The 24,248-nt window shown below is 71.8% G+C and carries 19 protein-coding genes; 10 read left to right on the top strand and 9 right to left on the bottom strand.

The genetic code is table 11. The features are described from left to right. Positions 1–63: 63 nt before the first annotated feature. The gene (locus ACIRB1_RS02200; RefSeq protein ID WP_352181221.1) at positions 64–2,667 is read right to left on the bottom strand and encodes a CHAT domain-containing tetratricopeptide repeat protein; all 2,604 of its coding nucleotides are present in this window, start codon (positions 2,665–2,667) and stop codon (positions 64–66) included. A gap of 110 nt (positions 2,668–2,777) precedes the next feature. On the opposite strand from ACIRB1_RS02200, the gene ACIRB1_RS02195 reads away from it, so the two are divergent. Genes ACIRB1_RS02195 through ACIRB1_RS02185 form a run of 3 tightly spaced genes read left to right on the top strand, consistent with a single transcriptional unit; the run spans position 2,778 to position 5,397 of the window. Then, a complete protein-coding gene (locus ACIRB1_RS02195) occupies positions 2,778–4,214 on the top strand; it encodes a S8/S53 family peptidase (RefSeq protein ID WP_403464270.1) in 1,437 nt (478 codons plus the stop codon). Further along, a complete protein-coding gene (locus ACIRB1_RS02190) occupies positions 4,211–4,849 on the top strand; it encodes a sigma-70 family RNA polymerase sigma factor (protein WP_352181223.1) in 639 nt (212 codons plus the stop codon). Before ACIRB1_RS02195 ends, ACIRB1_RS02190 begins: the two co-directional genes overlap by 4 nt. Further along, a complete protein-coding gene (locus ACIRB1_RS02185) occupies positions 4,846–5,397 on the top strand; it encodes a hypothetical protein (protein WP_403464269.1) in 552 nt (183 codons plus the stop codon). Before ACIRB1_RS02190 ends, ACIRB1_RS02185 begins: the two co-directional genes overlap by 4 nt. 64 nt (positions 5,398–5,461) lie before the next feature. Here the strand turns inward: ACIRB1_RS02185 and ACIRB1_RS02180 are convergent, their stop codons facing one another. Then, positions 5,462–6,685 (bottom strand): cytochrome P450, encoded by a 1,224-nt coding sequence (locus ACIRB1_RS02180; protein WP_403464268.1) that lies wholly within the window; start codon positions 6,683–6,685, stop codon positions 5,462–5,464. Between the two features lie 66 nt (positions 6,686–6,751). Then, positions 6,752–7,564 (bottom strand): N-formylglutamate amidohydrolase, encoded by an 813-nt coding sequence (locus ACIRB1_RS02175; RefSeq protein ID WP_403464267.1) that lies wholly within the window; start codon positions 7,562–7,564, stop codon positions 6,752–6,754. 84 nt (positions 7,565–7,648) lie between these two features. Between ACIRB1_RS02175 and ACIRB1_RS02170 the strand changes: the two genes are divergently transcribed. Then, positions 7,649–7,990: a DUF5713 family protein gene (locus tag ACIRB1_RS02170; protein ID WP_403464266.1), complete on the top strand. Its 342-nt coding sequence runs from the start codon at positions 7,649–7,651 to the stop codon at positions 7,988–7,990. 80 nt (positions 7,991–8,070) lie between these two features. On the opposite strand, the gene ACIRB1_RS02165 is transcribed toward ACIRB1_RS02170, so the two are convergent. The 3 genes from ACIRB1_RS02165 to ACIRB1_RS02155 form a co-directional block, all read right to left on the bottom strand. Beyond that, complete coding sequence (locus ACIRB1_RS02165) at positions 8,071–10,290, bottom strand: NADP-dependent isocitrate dehydrogenase (RefSeq protein ID WP_352181228.1); 2,220 nt, start codon at positions 10,288–10,290, stop codon at positions 8,071–8,073. A 164-nt stretch (positions 10,291–10,454) separates the two neighbouring features. After that, complete coding sequence (locus ACIRB1_RS02160) at positions 10,455–11,567, bottom strand: mechanosensitive ion channel family protein (protein ID WP_352181229.1); 1,113 nt, start codon at positions 11,565–11,567, stop codon at positions 10,455–10,457. Between the two features lie 389 nt (positions 11,568–11,956). Continuing rightward, positions 11,957–12,889 carry a YbhN family protein gene (locus ACIRB1_RS02155; protein WP_403464265.1) on the bottom strand — a complete coding sequence of 311 codons (933 nt, stop codon included), beginning with the start codon at positions 12,887–12,889 and terminating at the stop codon, positions 11,957–11,959. Between the two features lie 162 nt (positions 12,890–13,051). Here ACIRB1_RS02155 and ACIRB1_RS02150 point away from each other — a divergent pair, with 162 nt between their 5' ends. Then, positions 13,052–14,956, top strand: coding sequence for an ABC transporter ATP-binding protein (locus tag ACIRB1_RS02150; RefSeq protein WP_403464882.1), 1,905 nt, complete (start codon positions 13,052–13,054; stop codon positions 14,954–14,956). A 6-nt stretch (positions 14,957–14,962) separates the two neighbouring features. On the opposite strand, the gene ACIRB1_RS02145 is transcribed toward ACIRB1_RS02150, so the two are convergent. Beyond that, a complete protein-coding gene (locus ACIRB1_RS02145; RefSeq protein ID WP_403464264.1) occupies positions 14,963–16,414 on the bottom strand; it encodes a purine-cytosine permease family protein in 1,452 nt (483 codons plus the stop codon). A 260-nt stretch (positions 16,415–16,674) separates the two neighbouring features. Here ACIRB1_RS02145 and ACIRB1_RS02140 point away from each other — a divergent pair, with 260 nt between their 5' ends. Then, positions 16,675–17,019 carry a GNAT family N-acetyltransferase gene (locus tag ACIRB1_RS02140; RefSeq protein ID WP_352181233.1) on the top strand — a complete coding sequence of 115 codons (345 nt, stop codon included), beginning with the start codon at positions 16,675–16,677 and terminating at the stop codon, positions 17,017–17,019. A 484-nt stretch (positions 17,020–17,503) separates the two neighbouring features. Continuing rightward, positions 17,504–17,857 carry a VOC family protein gene (locus ACIRB1_RS02135; protein ID WP_384283987.1) on the top strand — a complete coding sequence of 118 codons (354 nt, stop codon included), beginning with the start codon at positions 17,504–17,506 and terminating at the stop codon, positions 17,855–17,857. 73 nt (positions 17,858–17,930) lie between these two features. On the opposite strand, the gene gndA is transcribed toward ACIRB1_RS02135, so the two are convergent. Then, positions 17,931–19,370, bottom strand: coding sequence for an NADP-dependent phosphogluconate dehydrogenase (gene gndA, locus ACIRB1_RS02130; RefSeq protein ID WP_403464263.1), 1,440 nt, complete (start codon positions 19,368–19,370; stop codon positions 17,931–17,933). A 318-nt stretch (positions 19,371–19,688) separates the two neighbouring features. Between gndA and ACIRB1_RS02125 the strand changes: the two genes are divergently transcribed. After that, a complete protein-coding gene (locus ACIRB1_RS02125; RefSeq protein WP_403464262.1) occupies positions 19,689–20,909 on the top strand; it encodes a transglycosylase family protein in 1,221 nt (406 codons plus the stop codon). On the opposite strand, the gene ACIRB1_RS02120 is transcribed toward ACIRB1_RS02125, so the two are convergent. Further along, complete coding sequence (locus tag ACIRB1_RS02120) at positions 20,899–22,044, bottom strand: DMT family transporter (RefSeq protein ID WP_403464261.1); 1,146 nt, start codon at positions 22,042–22,044, stop codon at positions 20,899–20,901. The genes ACIRB1_RS02125 and ACIRB1_RS02120 overlap by 11 nt on opposite strands. Before the next feature lie 227 nt (positions 22,045–22,271). Here ACIRB1_RS02120 and ACIRB1_RS02115 point away from each other — a divergent pair, with 227 nt between their 5' ends. Together ACIRB1_RS02115 and glgA are read left to right on the top strand one after the other, a co-directional pair. Then, positions 22,272–23,009: a (2Fe-2S)-binding protein gene (locus ACIRB1_RS02115; protein ID WP_352181238.1), complete on the top strand. Its 738-nt coding sequence runs from the start codon at positions 22,272–22,274 to the stop codon at positions 23,007–23,009. Between the two features lie 39 nt (positions 23,010–23,048). After that, the gene (gene glgA, locus ACIRB1_RS02110; protein WP_352181239.1) at positions 23,049–24,200 is read left to right on the top strand and encodes a glycogen synthase; all 1,152 of its coding nucleotides are present in this window, start codon (positions 23,049–23,051) and stop codon (positions 24,198–24,200) included. Positions 24,201–24,248: the final 48 nt, after the last annotated feature.

Below are 24,248 nucleotides of genomic sequence, written 5' to 3'. Positions count from 1 at the left end.
CTCGGTCCCCGGTCCCACCCGGCCGCGACGCCACCCGCCCCGCGTTCTCCCCACCCGCCCCGCTCAAGCGGCCCCGAACGCCGAGAACGCCCACCCCGTCGCCTGATGCATCGCGTCCCCGGGCAGGGCGGCCCGGGCGTCGCGCAGGGCCTCCGCCAGGGACAGCCGGGTGCTGAGGCCCTTGTGGAGGGACAGCATCAGGGGGACGACCGCCGCGTCGTTGACCGGGGCGCTGCTCGCGATGACACCTGCCGTGCCGAGGGGGAGCAACGCCGTGACCAGGCCGAGGAGTTCGTCCGCGCCGACCGACGCGAAACGGGCCGTGTCGCAGCTGGAGAGGATGATCCGGTACGGACTGCGGGCGAGGCGCTCGAAGTCGTGGACGATGAGCGGGCCGTCGGCCATCCGAAGCGAGGAGAACAGGGGACTGTCCGCACGGAACGTGCCGTGGGCCGCGATGTGGGCCAGCGTCGCGCCGTCCAACTCGGCCAGCACCCGGGGGACTTCGGCGTCGTCGTGCTCCAGGACCGTGGGCCTGCCGTACTGGTCGGCCAGATCCGGGACCTCCGCGCCGCCGGTCGCCAGACCCGGGCCGCGCACCAGGACGTGCCGGCCGCCCGACGGCGGTTCGGTGTCCAGCGCGCGCAGCCAACTGCCCGCCGACGGCGACACGCTGAGGACGCGGTCACGCAGCGAGGGCAGCAACGCCCAGGGGACGCGGTGGAGTCGGCCCGGGGGGACCACCACCACAGGCCCTGAGCCCAAGTGCCGTGCCGCTTCGCCCAGGAGGAGTTCCTCCAGGTGACGGCCCGCCGCCTCCACCACCGGGAGCCGCGCCTCCGCCCCGGGGTGCGCCAGGCGCCGTAGACCCGCCTGGATGTGTTCCGCCTCGGCCATCGCGTCCGCGAGCAGGCCCGTCTCGAAGCGGCGGACCCGGCCGTCGCCGCAGAGCAGGACGTGCACGCGGCCGTCGACCACGGCGAGTTCGACGAGCCGGCCCTCCCCGAGCCGTGCCAGCAGGCGAGCCGGGTCGAAGCGGTCGCCCTCGCCGGGGGCGTCGCCGCGCATGTGGAGGGTGCGGAAGCGGATCTCCCGTTCCAGGCGCCGCTGTTCACGCTCCAGGGCCGGTATCGGGTGGCCCTCCATGCGGGCCTCCTCCGCGCGGGCGGCGATCTCGCGGAACGCCGTCAGACCGCTCAGCAGCGTCGGGTCGGAGGGGGGCCTGGTCGGCGGGGTGGACAGGGCCGTCGCCCGCCAGCGTTCGCTCCAGACCAGGAGGCGGCGCGGGCCGCCGGACGCCAGGCTCGCCCGCTGGGCCAGGGCCGCCAGCTCCGCGCCCTGTGCCGTCGCCCGCGCCCTCAACTCCGAGGCGCCCAGGGTCGTACGGTGATCGTCGAGCACGTCGAGGCCGCGTCGGCACGCCTCCAGGACACCGCGACCGGAGCCCGCCGCCTGCGCGCGCAGCGCCTGCGCCGCCCAGCCCGTCATCCGGGCCAGCGGCGGCCCGCCGCGTCTGCTGCGCGCGGCCACCGCCAAGTGCCGTTCCGCGTCCGCCGTCCAGCCCAGGGCGAGTGCGATCCGGCCCGCCAGAAGGGACGCCTCCGGCGCGGAGGGTGAGCCGAACGCGGCCAGCCGGTCGGCCACCGAGGCCGCGTCCGCCACCAGCCGCCCCGACGCCCGCCCGGCCGCCAACCGGGCCTCGATCAGCACCAGTCGGGCGTGCGTCTCCCACCAGGTGCGGCGCTGCGCGGCGAACAGCCGTACCGCCACGGCCGCGCGGGCGATCGCCGTGTGCGGATCGTCCGCGAGCCGGGCCGCGCGGGCGGCGACGAGCAGCAACTCGGCCTTGCGGGTGGACTGTCCGCCGATGCCGTCGAGCAGCCGGACCGCCGCGTCCGCGTGCGTCAGCGCCTCCCCGGCCAGACCCGCGCTCATCAGCACCTCGCAGCGGCGGATGGTGAGCATGAACGTCGGTGTGGCCAGCTTGGCGTACATCTGCTCGGCCTCGTCCAGGAGTTGGAGCGCCACCGGGATGTCGCCCGACCGGAACGCGGCCAGGCCCCGGCTCTCCACGGCGTCCGCCTTGTCGTGCTCCTGGCCGGTGGTCTCCCACAGCCGCTCGGCCGCCGTGAAGTCGGCGTCGGCCCGGTCCACCGCACCCAGCGCGAGATGCACGGTCGCGCGCAGGGTGATCGCCCGCGCGATCCAGATCACGTCATCCGCCTGCCGCAGCACGGCGATGGCCCGTCGTACGTCCTCCAGTGCCTCGGGGTGCCGGCCCAGCACCCACCAGACGTAGGCCCGCCGGTACAGCACGCGCGCCCGGGTCTGCCCCGTGCCGCGCGCGATGCCCCGCTCGAAGGCCTCCAGGCCCTGCCGGGTACGGCCCGCGTGCACCAGGGCCACGCCGAGCGTGCCGAGGACGTCCGCCTCACGCTCCGCCGAGTCCGCGCGGGTCGCCAGGTCGCGGGCCCGCCGCAGATGGTGCAGGGCGAGCCGGATGTCGCCGAAGTCCCGTTGCCAGATGCCGATCACATGATGCGCCACGGAGGCCCGGAACGGCGTCGGATCGCCGTCGAGGACCTCCCGCGCACCGGCCAGCGCCTCGCCCGGCGCCGCGAACACCATCGGCAGCAGTTCGAGAACCGAGTCGCTTCCCGCAGTCACTCCGCGCATCCTAGTGGCCCCAGGTGAAGACCTCACAGGTTTGGTGCTGTATCAAGTAGCGGTCCGGCGGCTCTGATTGACGACCGCCGCCGCAGTGGGAGGAACACGCCATGGCGCCACAGCGATTCCACGAGCAGTTCGACCAGATCCAGCGCTCGATGCCTGACGTCCCCCTGGCGATGGGGCCGGACGACTCCGCCGAGTTCTTCTACGAGAAGGGCGTCGTGCTCGCCCGCGACGGCGAGGAGGCCCGTCTCGTCGAGGACACCGTCCGCACGCACTTCACCGCGGTCACCGGACTCAGCGAGGACTCCGTCCGCCGCGCGGGTCCCGAGACCAACCGCTCCGGCATCACCCGCATCCAGGTCGGCGACCCGGGCATCGGCGACCGCAGCGGCGACCACGCCGTGGCCAACGCGCTGCGCGCCCTGCGCGAGCCCGAGGGCCGCGCCGGGCGCCGGCTGGTCAGCCGCAACCACGTGGTGTCGATCGCGGTGAACGCCTGCCCGGGCGACGAGCCCGTGCCCGCCCCGCTCGCCGAGGGCGCCAACCCGGCCCCGGCGGACGCCGGTTACGACGCCGACACCGCCGTGGGCGTCCTCGTCATCGACACCGGCCTCATGCACGACTACCGCTCCTACCCGCTGCTCGCCCACGTCCAGGGCGACGCCCAGATCAGGGAGACCGACGACGCGGGAGTGCTCCAACAGTACGTAGGACACGGCACGTTCATCGCCGGACTCGTCGCGGCCGTCTCGCCCAACACCGAGGTCACCGTCCGCAACACCCTCAACGACGCGGGCGCCATCCTCGAATCGGACTTCGGCGAGGCGCTGTTCGCGGCCGTCGACGCGCACGGCTGGCCCGACGTCATCAGCCTCTCCGCCGGCACGTCGAACGGCCGTACCGACGGACTCCTCGGTGTCGAGGGCTTCATGCGGGCCCTGCGTGGACAGCGCACCCTCCTCGTCGCCGCGGCCGGCAACAACGCCAGCGCCACCCCGTTCTGGCCCGCCGCCTACGCCGACCTGCCCGACTACCAGGACGTCGTCCTCTCGGTCGGCGCGCTGCGCGGCGACGGCGAGTTCGGCGCCTGCTTCAGCAACCACGGCGCCTGGGTCAAGGCCTACGCCCCCGGCGAGCGGCTCGTCGGCCCCCTCACCGGCTTCGAGGCGCCCGTGCCGTACGCCTACCAGCACACCACCTACGAAGCCTGCCGGTTCGGGTTCACCTACTCCTGCACCTGCCAATCGCCCGCCCACAAGGGCGTGTTGAGCCAGGCAGGGGACGCCGAGCCGGGCGACCCGGACCAGGTGACCTTCGAGGGGCTCGCGCGCTGGAGCGGCACCTCGTTCGCCGCACCCGTCGCCGCCGGCATGGTCGCCGCCTTCATGACCGCGAACAAGGAGACCGACGCGCGCGTGGCCCGTACCCAACTCCTCACGGGGAACACCGAGTACGCCGAAGTGCGCGGGGCGCATGTACCGGCGCTGCGCCCACCCACCTGGCGCCCGGTCCCCGTCGCACCGCTCTCCCCACCGGCATGACGGCCGGAACCATCCCCTCCACGGCGTACGATGACATGCCGTACACGAGGGGTGGCACCGTGGAACGTGCAGAAGTCGGCGCGCTCGTCCAGTCCGCCGTCGACGGCGACGCGGCGGCCTGGAAGGCGCTCGTGGAGGGGCTCAGCCCACTGGTCTGGTCCGTGGTGCGCGCGCACCGGCTCTCCGACGCCGACGGCCACGAGGTGTACCAGACCGTGTGGTTCCGCTTCGCCCAGCACCTGCGGCGCATCCGCGAACCCGAGAAGGCGGGCTCCTGGCTCGCCAGCACGGCACGCAACGAATGCCTGAAGGTCATCAAGAGCCTACGGCGGCTCATGCCCACGGACGATCCCCAACTCCTCGACCGCATCAGCGAGGAGCGCACCCCCGAGCAGTCGCTGATCGACTCGGAGGAGGCGGCCTCGGACGCCGAGCGCATCCGGCGGCTGTGGCAGGAGTTCGAGGAACTGGGCGAGCGGTGCAGGCAGTTGCTGCGGGTGCTGATGGCCTCGCCGCCGCCCAGCTATCAGGAGGTGTCCGCCGGCCTGGGTATCGCCGTCGGCAGCATCGGTCCGATGCGCCAGCGCTGTCTGCGCCGGCTGCGGGCCCGACTCGACGCCCGGGGGGCGGTGTGAACGGCATGCACGACGACGGCTACGACCCGTTCGAGACCTTCGGCCAGGACGCGTTGGACGAAGAGGAGTTGACCGGGCCCGAGGGCGAAGGGGGCGACGACGGCGGGGAGTTCGACGACAGCCTCCTGGAGGAGGAGCTCCGTCAGGCCGCCGCCATCCTGGACCCGGTCCCCGCCGAGCTGCGTCAACTCGCCATAGACGCCTACGCGTTGTACGACATGGACGCCCGGCTCGCGGAGCTGACCTTCGACTCCCTCATCGACGCGATCCCGGTCAGAGGGGCCATGGACGTGCCCCGCATGCTGACCTTCACGGCGGGCGACCTCAGCATCGACGTGGAGGTGACGAGCGAGGGCCTGATGGGCCAGGTGATGCCACCCCAGTCGGCCGGCATCGAGGTCCTGAGCGGCCCCCAGGCCCTGCGCCCCACCACCCTCACGGCCGACTCCCTGGGCCGCTTCACCAGCGACGCACCCCCGTCCGGTCCCTTCGCGCTACGGCTGCGCACGGGCGGGGAGGTCGTCGTCACGGAGTGGCTGCGGGCGTGAACCGCGGTGCGCGGGGCGGGCGTGGGAGCGCCGGCCCCACGCACCGCACCGTGCGCGCTCCGGTCTACCAGGTCACCGGCAGTGTCTGCGGTCCCCGGATCATCGTCTTCCGGCGCCAGACGATCTCCTCGGCGGGGACGGCGAGCCGGAGCCCGGGCAGCCGGTCCAGCAGGGTGTCCACGAGGAGTTCGGTCTGGAGGCGGGCCAGGACGGCACCGGTGCAGTAGTGCGAGCCGTTGCCGAGGGCCAGGTGCGGGTTGGGATCGCGGTCCACGTCGATGACGTCGGGGTCCGGGAAGACGGCCGGGTCGCGGTTGGCGGCGAGGTAGGAGACGTAGACCGGATCGCCCGCGCTGATCCGCAGGCCGTGCAACTCGACGTCCTCCAGGGCGATCCGGGCCAGCCCGACCGACGAGCGGTGCGGGATGAACCGCAGGAGTTCGTCCAACGCGGCGCCCCTGCACTCGGGTTGGGCGCGCAGACGCTCCAGCAGGTCGGGGCGGGTGAGCATCAGGTACAGCATCTGGCCGCAGTTGTGGGTGACCGCCTCCCCGCCGATCTGCAACGGCCCCGCCACCCCGGACGCTTCCTCTTCGCTGATCTCGCCCCGGGCCACGGCACCGCCCAGCAGGGAGTACACGTCGGTGCCGTCGCTGTCGGCGCGGGCGCGGATCGTGTCCGTGATCCACGCGTACATGCCCTGCTTGGCGCGGTCGGCGGCCTCGGCGCCGCCGGACGTGGAGATGATCTGCCGGGTCCAGGCGTGCACCTGCTCACGGTCCGCGTCCGGCACCCCCATCACCTCGCTGACCACGGCGATCGGGAAGGGCTCCAGGACCCGTTCGATCAGATCCGCGGGCGGTCCGTCCGCCACGACGGCGTCGACGAGCGTGTCGAGCAGTGCCTGCGCGCGGGGCCGGAGCCGCTTCATCGCGCCGACCGTGAAGGCGCCCGCGATCGCCTTGCGCAGCCGGTTGTGGTCGGGCTGGTCGGCGAACGCGAGTGACCCCGGGCGGGGCTTGAAGTGCGGGGCCATGCGCGTCACTTGGCGTGTGGTGACCTCCGCGCGGCCGAACCGCGGATCATTGGTGATCATCTTCACGTCGTCGTAGCGGGTCGCCAGCCACGCCCAGCCCTCGCCGTGCGGCAGCCGGATCCGGGTCAGCGGGCCCTCGCGCATCAGCTCGGCGAGGACCGGGTCGAACTCCGTCCCGGTCAGATCGAGCGGGGGCCAGTCCCGGACGGGGGGCGGGGCCTGGCCGGTCAGCGTGGTGGTCTCCTCGGTCATGCTGCCCACCCTCGTACGGCCCCGGCCGCCTGTCCTGCGGGAGTGCTCCAGCCGGAGGGCCCGGCGTCATCCGGACACGGCGTCCACGAGCGCCGTCAGCGCGGAGGCGAGCCGGGCGATGCCGGGGCCGGACGGCGCCCCGCCGGGCTCGGCCATATAGGTGTCCCGGCGGATCTCCACCATGAGGGCGCCGACGGCGGGCTCCCTGCCGTAGTACGCCAGCGGGACGTACGTACCGCTTAACGGACTGTCGAGCCCGATCTCCCCGCACCCCGCGAACGCCTCGCGGGCCGCCGACAGGAGTGCGGGCGGGGTGTGGAAGGTGTCGGTGCCGAGGCAGACGGCCGGGCGGGGGCCGGTGCCGTGGAGTTCGTAGGGGAGTGGGGCGCCGGGGTAGGAGTGCACATCGATGACGACGGCCCGGCCCGTGGCGGCGAGGCGGTCGGCGACGGCGTCCGTCATGGCGCGGGCGTAGGGGCGGAAATAGCGTGCGACGAGCGGCTCGGGGTCGTGGTCCGCGGGGCGCAGGTCGGCGTGGTGGGTGGTGCGGGTGTAGACCGCGCCCATGCCGACGGCGAGCATCTCCTCGCGCTCGTCCGGGAAGCGCTCGGGATCGACGACCAGGCGGGACAGCCGGTTCACGAACCGCCAGGGGGTCACCGCACACGCGCGTGCCGCCTCGTCCGCGATCTGGGCGGTGTGGCTGTCGGTGATGTGGTCGAGTTCGCGGGCCAGCGCCGGGTCGTCCAGCAGGATGTCCGCGCGGACGTCGGCCGGTATCTCCCGTGCGGAGTGCGGGACATGGAGGATCACGGGGGAGCCGGCGGCGCCGGGCAGCAGCTCGAAGGACGGCCCGGAGGACGGCGCGGAGGAGGTCACGGGCGGCTCCCGGAGGCGTTGTCAGTGGCGTGGTGCAGGATCAAGGTATCCGCAGCGACGATCACGGACCGGGGGAGCACCACCATGCCCGTCAGCAACGAGCAGATCACCGAGCACGCCTTCCTGCGCGCGCTGTACCGGGACGGGTACTACCCCGACCACGTCGTCGACCTCGGCAAGGCGGTCCTGCTGCGCCTGTGCGAGCGCATCGAGGCCGAGCGCCCCGCCGACCTGGCCGCGCTGTACGCCCTCACCGAGGTCGCCACCGAGGAGTTCAACGCCTTGCAGGACGACTTCGAGGCGGCCGGGAGCGACATCGAGACGGTCGCGCGTGAGGAGATAGCGGAGGACTTCTGGTTCGTGGCCCAGGCCTACGGCTTCGCGGACGCGGACGTGGAGGAGCTGATCGCCGTACGGGACTGGTGAGCGGCCGGCTGCCCTGGGTGAACGCGGCCGCCCCGGCCGGGAGGAACCCGGCCGGGGCGGAGTGACTCGGAGAGTCTGCGTCAGCTCAGGGAGGCCAGCGCGTCGTTCCACGTGGTCGACGGGCGCATGACCTTCGCGGCCTTGGCCGGGTCGGGCTGGTAGTAGCCGCCGATGTCGGCCGGGCTGCCCTGCACGGCGCCGAGCTCCTCGACGATCTTCTCCTGGGCACCCGCGAGGGTCTCGGCGAGCGGCGCGAACGCCTTCGCGAGGTCCGCGTCGTCGGTCTGCGCGGCCAGCTCCTGCGCCCAGTACAGGGACAGGAAGAAGTGGCTGCCGCGGTTGTCGATGCCGCCGACGCGCCGGGTCGGGGACTTGTCCTCGTTGAGGAAGGTCGCCGTGGCGCGGTCGAGGGTGTCGGCGAGGACCTTCGCGCGGGTGTTGCCGGTGAACGTCGCGTACTGCTCCAGGGAGGGGACCAGCGCGAAGAACTCACCGAGTGAGTCCCAGCGCAGGTAGTTCTCCTTGACCAGCTGCTGGACGTGCTTCGGGGCGGAGCCGCCGGCGCCCGTCTCGAAGAGGCCGCCGCCCGCCATCAGCGGGACGACCGACAGCATCTTGGCGCTGGTGCCCAGCTCCAGGATGGGGAAGAGGTCGGTCAGGTAGTCGCGCAGCACGTTGCCGGTGACCGAGATGGTGTCCTCGCCGCGGCGGATGCGCTCCACCGACAGCTTGGTGGCCTCGACGGGGGCGAGGATCCGGATGTCCAGGCCCTCGGTGTCGTGCTCCGGCAGGTAGGCGTTGACCTTGGCGATCAGCTGCGCGTCGTGCGCGCGGGTCTCGTCCAGCCAGAACACGGCCGGGCTGCCGGTGGCGCGGGCGCGCGTGACGGCCAGCTTCACCCAGTCCTTGATCGGGGCGTCCTTGGTCTGGCAGGCGCGGAAGATGTCGCCCTTGGCGACCGCCTGCTCCAGGACGACCTCGCCGGCCTGGTCGACGAGGCGGACCGTACCGGCGGCCGGGACCTCGAAGGTCTTGTCGTGCGAGCCGTACTCCTCGGCCTTCTGCGCCATGAGGCCGACATTCGGCACCGAGCCCATGGTGGAGGGGTCGTAGGCGCCGTTGGCACGGCAGTCGTCGAGGACCGCCTGGTAGACGCCGGAGTAGGAGGAGTCCGGGAGCACCGCGAGGGTGTCGGCCTCGGCGCCGTCCGGGCCCCACATGTGGCCGGAGGTGCGGATCATGGCCGGCATCGAGGCGTCGACGATCACGTCGGACGGCACGTGCAGGTTGGTGATGCCCTTGTCGGAGTCGACCATCGCGAGCGCGGGGCCCTCGGCGATCTCCGCCTCGAAGGACGCCTTGATCGCGTCGCCCTCGGGCAGCGCGGCCAGGCCCTTGAGGATGCCGCCGAGACCGTCGTTCGGGGAGAGACCGGCGGCGGCGAGCGTGGCGCCGTACTGCTCGAAGGTCTTCGGGAAGAAGGCGCGGACCACGTGGCCGAAGATGATCGGGTCGGAGACCTTCATCATCGTGGCCTTGAGGTGCACGGAGAACAGGATGCCCTCGGCCTTGGCGCGGGCGATCTGCGCGGTGAGGAAGGAGCGCAGCTCGGCCACGTGCAGCACGGAGGCGTCGACGACCTCGTCCTTGAGGACGGGTACGGACTCGCGCAGCACGGTGGTGGTGCCGTCCTCGGCGACCAGCTCGATGCGCAGCGAACCGGCCTCGGAGATCGTCGTGGACTTCTCGGTGGAGCGGAAGTCGTTCTCGCCCATCGTCGCCACGTTGGTCTTCGAGTCCGCGGACCAGGCGCCCATGCGGTGCGGGTGGGTCTTGGCGTAGTTCTTGACCGAGGCGGGGGCGCGCCGGTCGGAGTTGCCCTCGCGCAGGACCGGGTTCACGGCCGAGCCCTTGACCTTGTCGTAGCGGGACCGGATGTCCCGCTCCTCGTCGGTCTTCGGGTCGTCCGGGTAGTTCGGCAGCGCGTAGCCCTGCTCTTGGAGCTCGGCCACGGCGGCCTTGAGCTGCGGGATGGACGCCGAGATGTTCGGCAGCTTGATGATGTTGGCCTCGGGCGTCTTCGCCAGTTCGCCCAGCTCGTGCAGGGCGTCCGGGATCCGCTGGTCCTCGGTGAGGTACTCCGGGAACACGGCGATGATGCGCCCGGCCAGCGAGATGTCCCGCGTGGTCACGGCGACACCCGCCTGCGAGGCGTACGCCTGGACCACCGGCAGGAAGGAATACGTCGCCAGGGCCGGGGCCTCGTCAGTGTGCGTATAGATGATGGTCGAGTCAGTCACCGGTGCTCCGCTCCACGTCTGCAACATTGCTCGACATCAAGATATCTCGTGCTCGGGTCCCGATCGACAGCGGTCCGTCCGCACCGCGCGAACACCCGGCCGCGCGGGCGGGAGCGGATCATGAGATGTCGCACCGGAGCGACGGCCCGCCCCGAGCGGTCGGGTCAGTCGACTCGCGTGGAGGGAACCTCGCCCGGCTCGTCCTCGGAGACCCGCTGGTGCGGTATGGCGACCGCCCCCGGTGGCAGCGCCCCCTGGTGGAGTGCCACCGTGCGGGTCGGTGCCGGGATGCGGATGCCCTCGTCGCGGTACCGCTTGTGCAGGCGCTTGATGAACTCGTGCTTGATGCGGAACTGGTCGCTGAACTCGCCGACCCCCAGGATCACCGTGAAGCCGATCCGCGAGTCGCCGAAGGTGTGGAAGCGGATCGCCGGCTCGTGCTCCGGGATCGCGCCGGTGATGTCGGTCATGACCTCGGCGATGACCTCCATGGTCACCTTCTCGACATGCTCCAGGTCGCTGTCGTAGCCGACGCCCACCTGCACCAGGATCGTCAACTGCTGCTCGGGGCGCATGAAGTTGGTCATGTTCGTCTTGGCGAGCTGGCCGTTGGGTATCACGACGAGGTTGTTGGAGAGCGCCCGTACCGTCGTCTGACGCCAGTTGATGTCCTCGACGTACCCCTCCTCGCCGCTGCTCAGCCGGATGTAGTCGCCGGGCTGCACGGTCTTCGAGGCGAGGATGTGGATGCCCGCGAACAGGTTGGCGAGCGTGTCCTGGAGGGCGAGCGCCACGGCGAGACCGCCGACGCCGAGTGCCGTGAGCAGCGGCGCTATCGAGATGCCCAGTGTCTGGAGCATCACCAGGAAGCCGATGGCGAGGACCAGTATCCGGGTGATGTTGACGAAGATCGTCGCCGAACCGGCCACCCCGGAACGGGAGTTGGTGACCGCCCGGACCAGTCCCGCCGTCACCCGGGCCGCCGCCACCGTCACGGCCAGGATGATCAGCACCTTGAGGGTCTGGTTCACCTGGTGCTGGACCGTGTGCGTCAGCGGCAGCACCGCCCCGGCGACCCCGGCGCTGCCGATGACCGCCGACCACGGCAGCACGCTGCGCAGCGCGTCGACCAGCACGTCGTCGCCGCTCCAGCGGGTGCGGTCGGCGTGCTTGCCGAGCCAGCGCAGCAGTATCCGCAGCAGGAACGCCGCCAGCAGGCCGCACGCGAGCGCGGTTCCGGCGAGCATGAAGTCGTCCAGGGTCGGCGTGCGGTTCATCGGTCACCGCCGGGGAGGGAAACGGCGGCGAAGAGGGCCACCGACGGCCGGATGTGAAGAGTCGTCACGTTGTCCACCTGCTCGAAGTGCGGGCATTGCCGGAACTGCCGTCGCACCGGACGGAACGGTTCACCGCACCGGCGCGACCGCTCATCCTGCCGTATCCGGACGGCGAGTTCGTACCCCGTCCGGGGCTGTGAGCACGGCTTTCGGACGATTCCCTCGGCCAGTTCGGCCAGTTCGGCCAGTCCGGCCTGGTCGCGGTCGGAGCCGTGGGCCGCCGCGGTCGGGGTGCTGTAGGAGCGGTGGGCCGGTGCGGGTGACGCTCGCCGGGCGGTGAGGTGCGGACAGCCGGGCGGTCGGCCTGCCGTCGGAGCGGGGGCCGGGAGTCAGATGACTCTCAACCGGACCAGGGCGCCGAGCGTCAACGCGCCCGGAATGATGGGGATCCAGACGGTGATGATCCGGTACGCCAGCACCACCGCCGTGGCCACCGCGACCGGTCCGCCCGCCGCCACCAGCGCCACGATCAACGCGGCCTCCACCGAGCCGATCCCGCCCGGTGTCGGCACCAGCGCCACCGCGACCGTCGCCGCCAGATAGGCCAGCGCCATCTGCGCGGGCGGCACCGGCAGGTTCAACGCCCGCCCCACGGCCACGAGTCCGGCCGCCTGCAACGCGGGGAACGCCAGCGAACCGCCCCACAGCGCGAGCGCCCGCGCCGGCCGCGTGTGCACGGAACGGGCCTCGCTGAACGCCGTACGCAGGAACGACAGGACCGCCGTCCGCAGCCGCCGTACCAGGACGAGGACGAGGACCGCCGCGCACAGCGCCGCGCAGATGACGAGGAGGAGGGGGCCGACCGCTCCCGCGGGGAGGAGAGTGCCGAGGCGCAGGGCGTCGGGGAAGGCGATCAGCAGACCGGTGAGGAGAGTCACCCGGGCTATCGACTCCGCGAGCAGGAACAGGGCCAGCGCGGCCGACGAACGGGCGAGCGGGATGCCGCACACCGTCAGGAAGCGCAGGTTCACCGCGCCCGCGCCGAGCCCCGTGGGCAACAGATGGTTGGCGGCGCCCGCCGCGAACTGCGTGGCCAGCAGCCGCCGCGCGGGCAGCCGTTCGACCACGGCACCCTGCCGGGTGAAGGCGGCGGCGACCCAGGTCAGACAGGTGGCACCGGCCGCCGCCACCAGCCAGGGCCACTCGGCCGCCCGCAGCTGGCCGAAGCCCTCGACGAGTACGGAGCGGTGCTGGACGGCGACGACGGTGACCAGGAGCAGCGGAAGCAGGCACAGGATCTGCCGGACGCGGACATGTCTCACATCCCGAGAGGGTCCCCAGGCCACGACAACTGCGGGTTGCGGCAGCGGGGACAGTTCCTTACACGCGCCCTTACACGAGCCCCCGCACTCCGTCCCGCCCAAGGATCCGCCCCATACGTTGACCTCAATGACGCTTGAGGTCTTACGGTCTCTTCCATGAGCATGGAGAGCACGGCCTGGACCCAGCTGCACAGCGTCATGACCGCCCAACAGGAACGCCGCCCCTTCGCGCGCGCCACCCTGCGCCGCATCGCGGAGTTCGCCCGACCGCACCGCCGCCCCATCGCACGGTTCGTGCTGCTCGGGGTGGTGACCGCACTGCTGGCCGTCGCGACCCCCGTCCTGGCCGGACACGTCGTCGACGCGATCGTGTCGGGCGGCGACGAGGGCACCGTCGTCCGCCTGGCCCTGCTCATCGCGCTGATCGCGGTCGCGGAGGCGGCCCTCGGCATCCTGGGCCGGCGGCTCTCCTCGGCGCTGGGGGAGGGGCTCATCCTCGACCTGCGGACGGCCGTGTTCGACCATGTGCAGCGCATGCCGGTCGCGTTCTTCACCCGGACCCGCACCGGGGCGCTCGTCTCCCGGCTCAACAACGACGTCATCGGCGCCCAGCGGGCGTTCAGCAACACCCTGTCCGGCGTGGTCAGCAACGTCGTCACCCTGCTGCTCACCCTCGTCGTCATGCTCACCCTGTCCTGGCAGATCACCCTGCTCGCGCTCGTCCTGCTCCCGGTGTTCGTGATCCCGGCCCGCCGGATGGGCAGCCGCATGGCCCGTATGCAGCGCGAGGCGGCCGAACTCAACGCCGCGATGGGCACCCGCATGACCGAGCGCTTCTCCGCCCCCGGCGCCACCCTCGTCAAACTCTTCGGCCGCCCCGAGGAGGAGTCCGTCGAGTTCGCCGCCCGCGCGAGCCGCGTCCGGGACATCGGCGTCCGCACCGCCACCGCCCAGTCCGTCTTCATCACCTCCCTGACCCTGGTCTCCGCCCTGGCCCTCGCCCTCGTCTACGGCCTCGGCGGCTGGTTCGCCCTGCACGGCACCCTGGAGCCGGGCGCGGTCGTCTCCCTCGCCCTGCTCCTGACCCGCCTCTACGCCCCGCTCACCGCCCTCGCCGGAGCCCGCGTCGAGGTGATGAGCGCCCTCGTCAGCTTCGAGCGCGTCTTCGAGGTGCTGGATCTGAAACCGCTGATCGAGGACAGGCCCGACGCCCGCGAGGTGCCCGAGGGCCCGGTCGCCGTCGAGTTCGACGAGGTCCGCTTCGCCTACCCCTCCGCCGACAAGGTCTCCCTCGCCTCACTCGAAGAGGTCGCCTCGCTCGACACCCGCGGCGGCGCCGAGGTCCTGCACGGCGTCTCCTTCCGCGCCGAACCCGGCCAGACCGTCGCCCTCGTCGGCTCCTCCGGCGCCGGCAAGTCCACCGTCGCCCAGCTCCTGCCCCGGCTCTACGACGTCGACGAAGGCGCCGTACGCGTCGGCGGCGTCGACGTCCGCGACCTAACCGCCGCCTCCCTGCGCGCCACCCTCGGCATGGTCACCCAGGACGGCCACCTCTTCCACGACTCCGTCCGCGCCAACCTCCTGCTGGCCCAACCCGCCGCCACCGAGGACGAGTTGTGGGACGCGCTGCGCCGCTCCCGCCTCGACGACCTCGTACGGTCGCTGCCCGACGGCCTGGACACGGTGGTCGGGGAACGCGGCTACCGGCTCTCCGGCGGCGAGCGCCAACGCATGACCATCGCCCGGCTGTTGCTGGCCCGCCAGCGTGTCGTCATCCTCGACGAGGCCACCGCCCACCTGGACAACACCTCGGAGGCGGCCGTCCAGGAGGCCCTGGCCGAGGCGTTGCAGGGCCGTACCGCCGTGGTGATCGCGCACCGGCTGTCGACCGTGCGCTCCGCCGACCAGATCCTCGTCGTCGAGGCGGGACAGATCGTGGAACGCGGCACGCACGACCAACTCCTCGCCACCGGCGGGCGATACGCGGAGCTGTACCGCACGCAGTTCGAGAAGCAGCCGGAGATCGGACCGGTCCAGGAGCGGAGTTGTGACGAGGTGACCGCGTAAGGGGCGTCAGGGTTCGCGGTGTTGGCGCGCCGCCTGCTCCAACTGCTCGGCCTCGGCCTCGGCCACGCGGATCTCCGCCTCGACGTCGATCGAGCGGCTGAGCCACCAGTACAGCAGCGCGGCGACCGGCAGTCCGACGAACAGGGAGAGGTCGGCGCCGTTCATGGCGTCCGCGATCGGGCCGACGTAGAGGGTGCCGACGGAGAAGAACGGCACCATCGCGCCGAAGCCCACCAGGTAGGAGATGATCCCGTGCCAGCCCCAACGGCCGTAGATGCCGTGGGGGTTGAAGATCTCGGCGATGGCGTAGTGGCCGCGGCGCACCACGTAGTAGTCCATCAGGTTGACCGCGGTCCACGGGATGAACAGATAGAGCACCAGCAGCAGGAAGTTGTTGAAGTTCGTCAGGAAGTTCGCGGTCGCCGCCATCGCGCCGATGAGGGAGAGCGCGGCGGTCAGGCCGATCGTCACCGCTCTGACGGACACGGTCGGCCGGACCTTCCGGAACGAGTCGATGGCGCTGATCAGGGTCAGTGAACCGCCGTACATGTTCAGCGCGGTCACCGAGACCAGGCCCAGGGTGGCGAAGAGGAGGACGATCGCGCCGAAGCCGCTGAACACCTTGTCGCCCGCCGCGTCGATCGACCGGATCGTGTCGAAGTCCTTGCCCGCCCAGGCGGCGAGCAGCGCACCGAGCGTCATCAGCCAGACCCCGCCGAGCGCGGAACCGAAGTAGGTCCAGTAGAAGGTCTTGCGGACGGTCACGTCCGGCGGGAGGTAGCGCGAGTAGTCCGAGACGTAGATCGCCCAGCTGATCTGGTAGCCCGCGACCACACCGAACTGCGCGAGGAACGGCGTCCAGGAGAAACCGCCGAGGTCGAAGGAGCCGGCCGGATAGTGCAGGGTCGCCAGCACGCCCACGGTGAAGATCCCGAAGACGACCAGGAAGCTGTACGTCAGGAACTGCTCCGCCTTGTGGATGATGTCGTAGCCCACGAGCGCGATCACGAAGCCGACGACCGTGACCACGGCCACCCACATCTTGGTGTTGCCGTGCACCGTGGTGTGCAGGGCCTCGCCGGCGAGGATCGTGTTGAAGACGTTGAAGCCCGCGTACTGCACATACGCGAACAGCCACACCAACAGGGCGCCCACGTAACCGAACTGGGGCCGCGACTGGATCATCTGCGGCAGCCCGAGCTGCGGGCCCTGGGCCGAGTGGAAGGCCATGAAGAAGGTGCCGAGCAGGGTGCCCGCGACGATCGCGATGAGCGACCAGATGAGGTTGCCGCCCTCGGTGATGCTGATCAGCCCGACGGCGAGGGTGGCGATCTGCGCGTTCGACATGAACCACAGGGGGCCGAGGTGCCACAGCTTGCCGTGGCGCTCGTTCAGGGGCACGTAGTCGATGGAACGTATCTCCAGCCCCGACACCCGGGGCTCAGATGCGGTGGTCACGGCGCCTCCCAGGTGCTGTTCCAGCCTCTGTGGCCACATTCATCCCCCGCACGCGCCGGGGCAACCGCAACCGAAGCTTTCAACTGTTCGAGGCCGTGTCCCCCCGGCTCCGCCGGCTCCGTCGGCCCGGAGGGAAGGGCCGCGGCGCAGGAGCGTCCCATGGGGTCCCCGACCGCCCTGGGACCCCGGCGACCCGGTGATCATCGTCGGTTACGCTCAAGTGGCCGGTACGGCCGGACCATCGCACCAGGAGGATGCCCATGAGCGAGATCGAGATCCGCGACGACCGGGCGGCGGGCCGCCTGGAGGCGGTCGGCGACGGTGAAGTCGTGGGCCACATCGAGTACTTCGTCCTGGAAGACCCCGCGCGCGCCCTCGTCCCGGTCCACACCCTCGTGGAACCGGCCCACGAGGGAAAGGGCATCGCGGGTTCCCTGGCCCGCGAGCTCTACGGCATCGCGGCCCGCGAGGGCATCGTCGTCGCCCCGCTCTGCCCCTACGTCGTCAAGTGGGCGGAACGCCATCCTGACGAGGCACCGGCCGCGGACCCGGCGTTGCGGCGGGCGGCGATGGAGTGGCTTCGGGCGCATCCCGGGCGGTTCTAGGCCGGCACGGCTTGCGGGTCGGGTCGGGTCGGGGCGCGGGGTCTCGGCGGGGCCCGGGTGAGTCCACTCGGGTGAGTGGCGGGACGGGTGTGGGGTACGCGGGGGAGTAGTCCAGAGCCGACAACGCCACTGGCTGGAGGACACGATGACGCAGCCGTACCCCGACCCGGTACCACCGAGCCCGACCCCCGTTCCGGGCCCCGGCCCCACGCCGGTCCCCGACCCGGAGCCCCCGGTCCCGCTTCCCACGCCCCCGCCGGGTCCCCCGCCCACCCCGGACCCTTCCCCGTCCCCGATCCCGCCGGGCCCCGGTCCGGAACCAGTGCCGGCCCCGGAGCCGGGTCCACCGCTCACCTGACCCGCTTCACCAGCGCACCGGACACGACGAGCCGGGCAGCCCATCCCTGCCCGGCTCGGCCGTACCTCCGCGCCCTCACCCCGCGTACGCCACGCGGCGCGCTCCCGCCCCTGGCAGGATGCCCCCATGGAACGTGTACTCGGAATCGGCGGATACTTCCTGCGGGCCACCGACCCGGAGGCGCTCAGCGCGTGGTACCGGGACTGCCTCGGTCTGGACACCGACGAGCACGGCCTGTGGCACCCGGAAGCCGGACCGACGGTGTTCGCGGCGTTCGAGTCCGGGACCGACTACTTCGGGTCCCGCACCCAGCAGACCATGCTCAACTTCCGGGTCCGCGACCTCGACGCGATGCTCGCGCAGCTGCGCGCCAAGGGAGCGGACGTGGCCGGGGAGACGCAGGACATGGAGGGCGTCGGCCGCTTCGGCTGGGTCACCGACCCCGAGGGCAACCGCCTGGAACTGTGGCAACCCGCCTGACCGCACTCCGACACCCCGGGGCCTCACGCCCCAGGGGTCCCGGACAGCCCGCGCTCCCCGCCCGGCGACACCCCTACGCCGTGACCTCCGACCGGTCCCCGCCCCACAGCGTGTGGAACGCCCCGTCCCGGTCCACCCGGCGGTACGTGTGGGCCCCGAAGAAGTCCCGCTGCCCCTGCGTGAGCGCCGCGGGCAGCCGCTCGGCACGCAGTGCGTCGTAGTACGCGAGGGCCGCGGAGAAGCCGGGCGTCGGGACGCCCTGCCGGGTGGCCGCGACGACGACCTCGCGCCAGTCGTCCTGCGCCCCGGCGATCTCCTGCGCGAACGTCTTGTCGGACAGCAGGCTCGGCAGATCCGCGCGGGCGTCGTACGCGGCGCGGATACGGTCGAGGAAGGCCGCGCGGATGATGCAACCGCCGCGCCAGATCGAGGAGACGGCGCCGAGGTCGACGTTCCAGTCGTACTCCTCGCTGCCCGCCGCGATCTCGTGGAAGCCCTGCGTGTACGACACGATCTTCGACGCGTACAGCGCCTGCTCGACCCGGTCCGCGAAGGCCGCCGCCTCGGCCTCGCCCAGCGGGGTGGCCGAGGGTCCGGCCAGCCCCTGTGAGGCCTCGCGCAGCGCCGCGTGGCCGGAGAGGGAGCGGGCGAAGACCGCCTCGGCGATGCCGGAGACCGGGACCCCGAGGTCGAGGGCGATCTGGACCGTCCAGCGGCCGGTGCCCTTCTGCTCCGCCTGGTCGACGACGACGTCCACGAACGGCTTGCCGGTGGCCTCGTCCACGTGGGACAGCACCTCGGCGGTGATCTCGATCAGGTAGGAGTCCAGCCGGCCCGTGTTCCAGGTGCGGAAGATGTCCGCGATCTGCGCGGGGGAGTACCCGGCCACATCGCGCAGCAGCTGGTACGCCTCGCCGATCAGCTGCATGTCGGCGTACTCGATGCCGTTGTGCACCATCTTCACGAAGTGCCCCGCGCCGTCGGGACCCACATGCGTCACACAGGGCGCCCCGTCCTTCGCCTTCGCGGAGATCTTCTCCAGCATGGGACCGAGCGAGTCGTACGACTCCTTCGGGCCACCCGGCATGATGCTCGGCCCGTGCAGCGCGCCCTCCTCGCCGCCGGAGACGCCCATGCCGACGAAGTGGATGCCCTGTTCGCGCAGGTCGCGCTCCCGGCGCCGGGTGTCCGCGAAGTGCGCGTTGCCGCCGTCGATGATCATGTCGCCCGGTTCGAGGAGCGGGGCGAACTCCTGGATCACCGCGTCCGTCGGGTCACCGGCCTTCACCATGACGACCAGACGGCGCGGGCGCTCCAGGGCCGCCACGAAGTCCTTGGCCGTCTCCGCCGCGATGAAGTCGCCCTCGCTCCCGAACTCCGCCACCAAGTCGCGGGTGCGGGACGCGGTCCGGTTGTGCACGGCGACCGTGTAGCCGTTGCGCGCGAAGTTGCGGGCGAGGTTGCGGCCCATGACCGCGAGACCCGTGACGCCGATCTGCGCTGATGTGCTCATTCGGTTGGCTCCTAAAGATCAGGAAGGTCCTGACATCGGTGATACCGGTCGGGCTCGCCAGTATTGCCCCACCGACCATCCTGGCCCGCCGGTACCCCGACCGCACGTGCTGGCCGTACGGAGTTGTCCGCCTCGTGTCGCTGTTCCTCCCGGGCTCCTTCCGCGGAAACGCCCGCTCAACCCCACCTGCCCCACCCGTTTCCAACGGGCGTGGAATACCGGTCACTTGAGCCCCAGAGCGGCCGGTTGCCACCTTGTCATGGCCTGTTCGGGGCGCTTACTTTTGGCCCTCCTGACGCATGTCGAGGGGGATTCTCCATGGCCGTACGCGGCCGGCACCGCCGGTATCAGCCGAACAGGATCAACCGGGCCTCGCTGCTCACGGTCACGGCGGGCGGCGCGGGCATCGCGATCCCGCTCGTCGGCGCGGGCGCCGGCACCGCCCAGGCGGCCGATGTGAGCACCTGGAACAAGGTCGCCGCCTGCGAGTCCAGCGGCGACTGGAGCATCAACACCGGCAACGGGTATTACGGCGGGCTCCAGTTCACCCAGTCCACCTGGGAGGCCTACGGCGGTACGGCGTACGCGCGCCGCGCCGACCTGGCCACCCGGGACCAGCAGATCGCCGTCGCGGAGAAGGTGCTCAAGGGCCAGGGTCCCGGCGCCTGGCCGGTGTGCTCGGTGCGTGCCGGGCTCACCCGGGGCGGCGGCACCCCCGACATCCACGTCGGGGGCACGAAGACCGAGAGCACCGCGGCGCACAAGAGCAAGGCCGAGGGCAGGAAGCAGACCGCGGTCAAGCGGTCCGTGAAGGACGTCCAGCCGCAGACCACCCCGCAGTCCCGCGCGGGCACCGCCGAGATGTACACGGTCGTGCGCGGCGACACCCTGTCCGGGATCGCCGACGCCGAGCGGGTCGACGGCGGCTGGCACGGGCTCTACGCCGCGAACCGCACCACCGTGGGCAGTGACCCGGACCTGATCCTGCCCGGACAGCGGCTGAGCCTGCATGCCAAGGCCGACCCGACGTCCCACTCGACGACGAAACCGGCCACCAAGCCGTCGGCCACCAAGTCCCATAAGAAGAAGGCCACGTCGCACACGGCCGAGAAGACCACCAAGAAGTCGACGGGCGGTTCCCTGATCGCGCCCGTCGACGCGCCCATCGGCACCGCCTACCACGCGGAGGGCTCGCACTGGTCGAAGGGCTACCACACGGGCGTCGACTTCCTCGTCCCCACCGGCACTTCGGTGAAGGCCATCGAGCCCGGGACAGTCGTCAGCGCCGGGTGGGCGGGCTCGTACGGATACCAGGTGGTGATCCGGCACGCCGACGGGCGGTACTCGCAGTACGCGCACCTGTCCGCGATCTCCGTGCGGGACGGCCAGTCCGTCGGCGAGGGGCAGCGCATCGGGCGGTCGGGGTCCACCGGGAACACCACGGGCCCGCATCTGCACTTCGAGGTGCGGACGGGGCCCGGCTTCGGTACCGACATCGACCCGCTCGCCTATCTGCGGGCCGGCGGGGTCAGGATTTGACGCGCTCCCGGTGCCGGCCGGGCACCGGGAGCATCACGTACAGGCCGGCGTGGAACGGGCCGAAGTAGCCGACCGCCTCCGCCTCATCGGAGCCGGTCGGCTCCGCGGTTCCGTAACCCTCGCCGGCCGGACCCGCCGTCCGGGCCGGGACCAGGATCCCGTCGCCCGAGATGCCGGCGGTGATGTCCGTGTCCGGCGCGCCGACGTTCACGCTCACGTCGACGGGCTGGCCAGGGAGGGCGTCGAGCAACTCCTCGACGGGCGAGGGCGCGAGCGGAGCCGCGGCGGTGTCGGGCGGCACCGTCTTCTCCAGCCGCTCCGTGGTCAGCAGGATCAGACCGCCCGCGGCGACCACTCCGGCGGCCAGGGCGAGGAGGGTGCCCGTCGTGCCGTAGCGGAAGGTCTCGCCGAACATCGTGATGCCGACCGCGGCCGCCACCACCGGGTTCACCACCGTCAGGACCGCCAGCGGGGCCGCGAGGCCCGCGCCCCGGTAGGACGCCTGCGAGAGCATCAGACCGGCGACGGCGAACACCGCTATCACGGCCAGGAACGGGATGTCGGACGCGGAGACCGCGCTGTCGTCCCAGTCGACCGTCACCGTCTTCGTGAACACCGAGGACATGCCGAAGGCGATGCCGGACGCGGTCGCCAGCAGCACGCTGCGCACCGCCGGGTGCCGGTGTGCCGCGCGGCCCGCGATCATCAGGGTCACGACCACCGCGCCGGTGAACACGGCGACGGACACCCGCTGGGCGGTGCTCAGCGAGTGGCTGTCGGACGCGCCGACCAGGGACAGCAGACCCGCCAGACCGATCGTCGCCATGATCGCGCCGCGCCAGGCGGTGGACCCGGCCCTGCGGCCGACGAAGAGCGCCGCCATCGGCAGCGCGAACACGATCGTCAGGGCACCCAGCGGCTGCACCAGGCTCAGCGGGCCGTAGGCCAGCGCCACCACGTGCAGCAGACCGCCGGTGCCGTTCAGTCCGACCGCCGCCCACCAGCTGGGGCGGCGCAGCGGCGCGTACTCCTGCTCGGGGGAGGACACCGCGACGCGCTCCTGCACGATCGCCCCGCCGGCGTACGCCACGGCGGAGACGAGCGACAGCAGGATGGACAACGCGAGGGCGCTCATTGGCAGCTCCTCTGCGTCAGGCGGGCACCTCTGGCACCACGCGTCGAACGGTCGGCTTTCATACCCAACACGATCCCGTGCGATGTTCTTCCCGTCGTCGTACCTGAGCACCGATTGGGTAGTACTGCCGATGGAGTACGAAAGGCCCGTTGTCCTCCCCAAGGTGGGTGACACCGGGCGACACCCCCTGGGGGAAGCCCCCGAGAGCCTTGGTACTACTGCTGTTCGTGGATCTCGACCCCGAACTCGCCGCGCTCCGCCCACTCGGCGGCTACTTCGTACTACGCACGGGCGGAGCCCCGCACGGCCCGCTGCCGACGCTCGCGCGGGCCTACGAAAACCCGGCATCGGATGTTTACGGAGATCCACTGACTTTTCGCGTCCATGTCGTCGCGGAACGCATCCACGCCCCCGAGCCGCGGATCGCCGCCTCGATCGCCCAGCAGGGTCTCGCGGCCCGGCTGTGGTCGGTGGCGCTCGGCAGCGCCGTCCTCTACGGCCGTGTCCCCGACCTCGACCCGCGCCTGCTGCACTGGGACGCCGAAGCGAGCGCCCCGGACGACCTGTGGCTGGCCGAGGTGCGCCCCCTGCCCGGCGACGCCGCGACCCTCGCGGACACCGTCCTCCACGCCCACCTGGAACCGCTGGTCACGGCCCTGGCGGCCCGCCACCGCACGGCCGCAGGACTCCTGTGGGGCAACGCGGCCTCCGCGCTCGCGGGCACGGCCCGGGAACTGGAGCGCTGGGCACGCGCGCGTGGCCGTACGGACGTCGCCACGCGCGCGCGTGCCCTGACCGGGGAACTCTTCGCCCACCCGCTCCTCGCCGGCACCGGAGCGTTCACCGACAGCTCCTTCCGGCGCCGGAGTTGCTGCCTCTACTATCGGATTCCCGGTGGCGGGGTGTGCGGGGACTGCTGCTTCACACGACCGCCGGGCTCTTCCCCGAACGCGGCTTCTGGGTGACCATGAGGGCAATCTGCCGCCGAGAACAAGGGGTTTCGGGTGCGAGTGGGACTGCTGACCCGGGAGTACCCGCCGGATGTGTACGGCGGCGCGGGCGTCCATGTCGAGTTCCTCGCCCGGGAGTTGAGGCCCCTGGTCGACCTCGACGTGCACTGCTGGGGTGAGGGCCGCACCGAGGGCGTCGTACGCCACCGCTCCTGGCCCACCCTCGACGGCGCCAACGACGCCCTGCGGACCTTCTCCGTGGACCTCTCCATGGCCGCCGCCCTCGAAGGCCGCGAACTCGTCCACTCCCACACCTGGTACGCCAACCTGGCCGGCCACTTCGCCAAGCTGCTCCACGGCATCCCCCACGTGATGACCGCGCACTCGCTGGAGCCGCTGCGCCCCTGGAAGGCCGAGCAGCTCGGCGGCGGCTACGCCCTCTCCAGCTGGGCCGAGCGCACCGCGATCGAGGCCGCCGACGGTGTCATCGCCGTGTCGGGCGCCATGCGCGAGGACATCCTCACCTGCTACCCGGCGCTGGACCCGGCGAAGGTGCGGGTGGTCCACAACGGCATCGACACCACGCTCTACCGTCCCGACCACGGCACGGACGTCCTCACCCGGCTCGGCATCGACCCCGACCGCCCCTACGTGCTGTTCGTGGGCCGCATCACGCGTCAGAAGGGCGTGCCCCATCTGCTGCGCGCCGTGCGGGACATCGACCCGGCCGCCCAGGTCGTGCTGTGCGCGGGCGCGCCGGACACCCCGGAGATCGACCGCGAGTTCCGCGAACTCTTCGAGGAGCTGAGCCGCGTCCGCGCGGGCGTCCACTGGATACCGCAGATGCTGCCCCGCCCGGAAGTGATCCAACTCCTCACCCACGCCACCGTGTTCGCCTGCCCCTCGGTGTACGAACCCCTGGGGATCGTGAACCTGGAGGCGATGGCCTGCGGCACGGCCGTGGTCGCCTCCCGCGTCGGGGGCATCCCCGAAGTGGTGGCACACGGGGAGACGGGGCTCCTGGTGCCGGTGGACGACGACTTCGAGGCCGGCCTCGCGCGGGCTCTCGACTCCGTGCTCGCCGACCCGGAGACCGCGAAACGGATGGGCGAGGCCGGGCGGGAGCGCGCGGTGGGCGAGTTCGGCTGGGACGCCGTGGCGCTGCGCACCGCGCGGCTCTACGCGGAGATCGCCAAACAGGCTTAGTGCGCGCTGCTCAGGGGCAGGCTGGGGTCATATCAGGGTGAGGGGAGC

This window comes from Streptomyces sp. NPDC096013 (assembly GCF_044763565.1).
Classification (GTDB): Bacteria; Actinomycetota; Actinomycetes; order Streptomycetales; family Streptomycetaceae; genus Streptomyces.
This window is presented reverse-complemented; position numbering and strand designations above follow the sequence as displayed.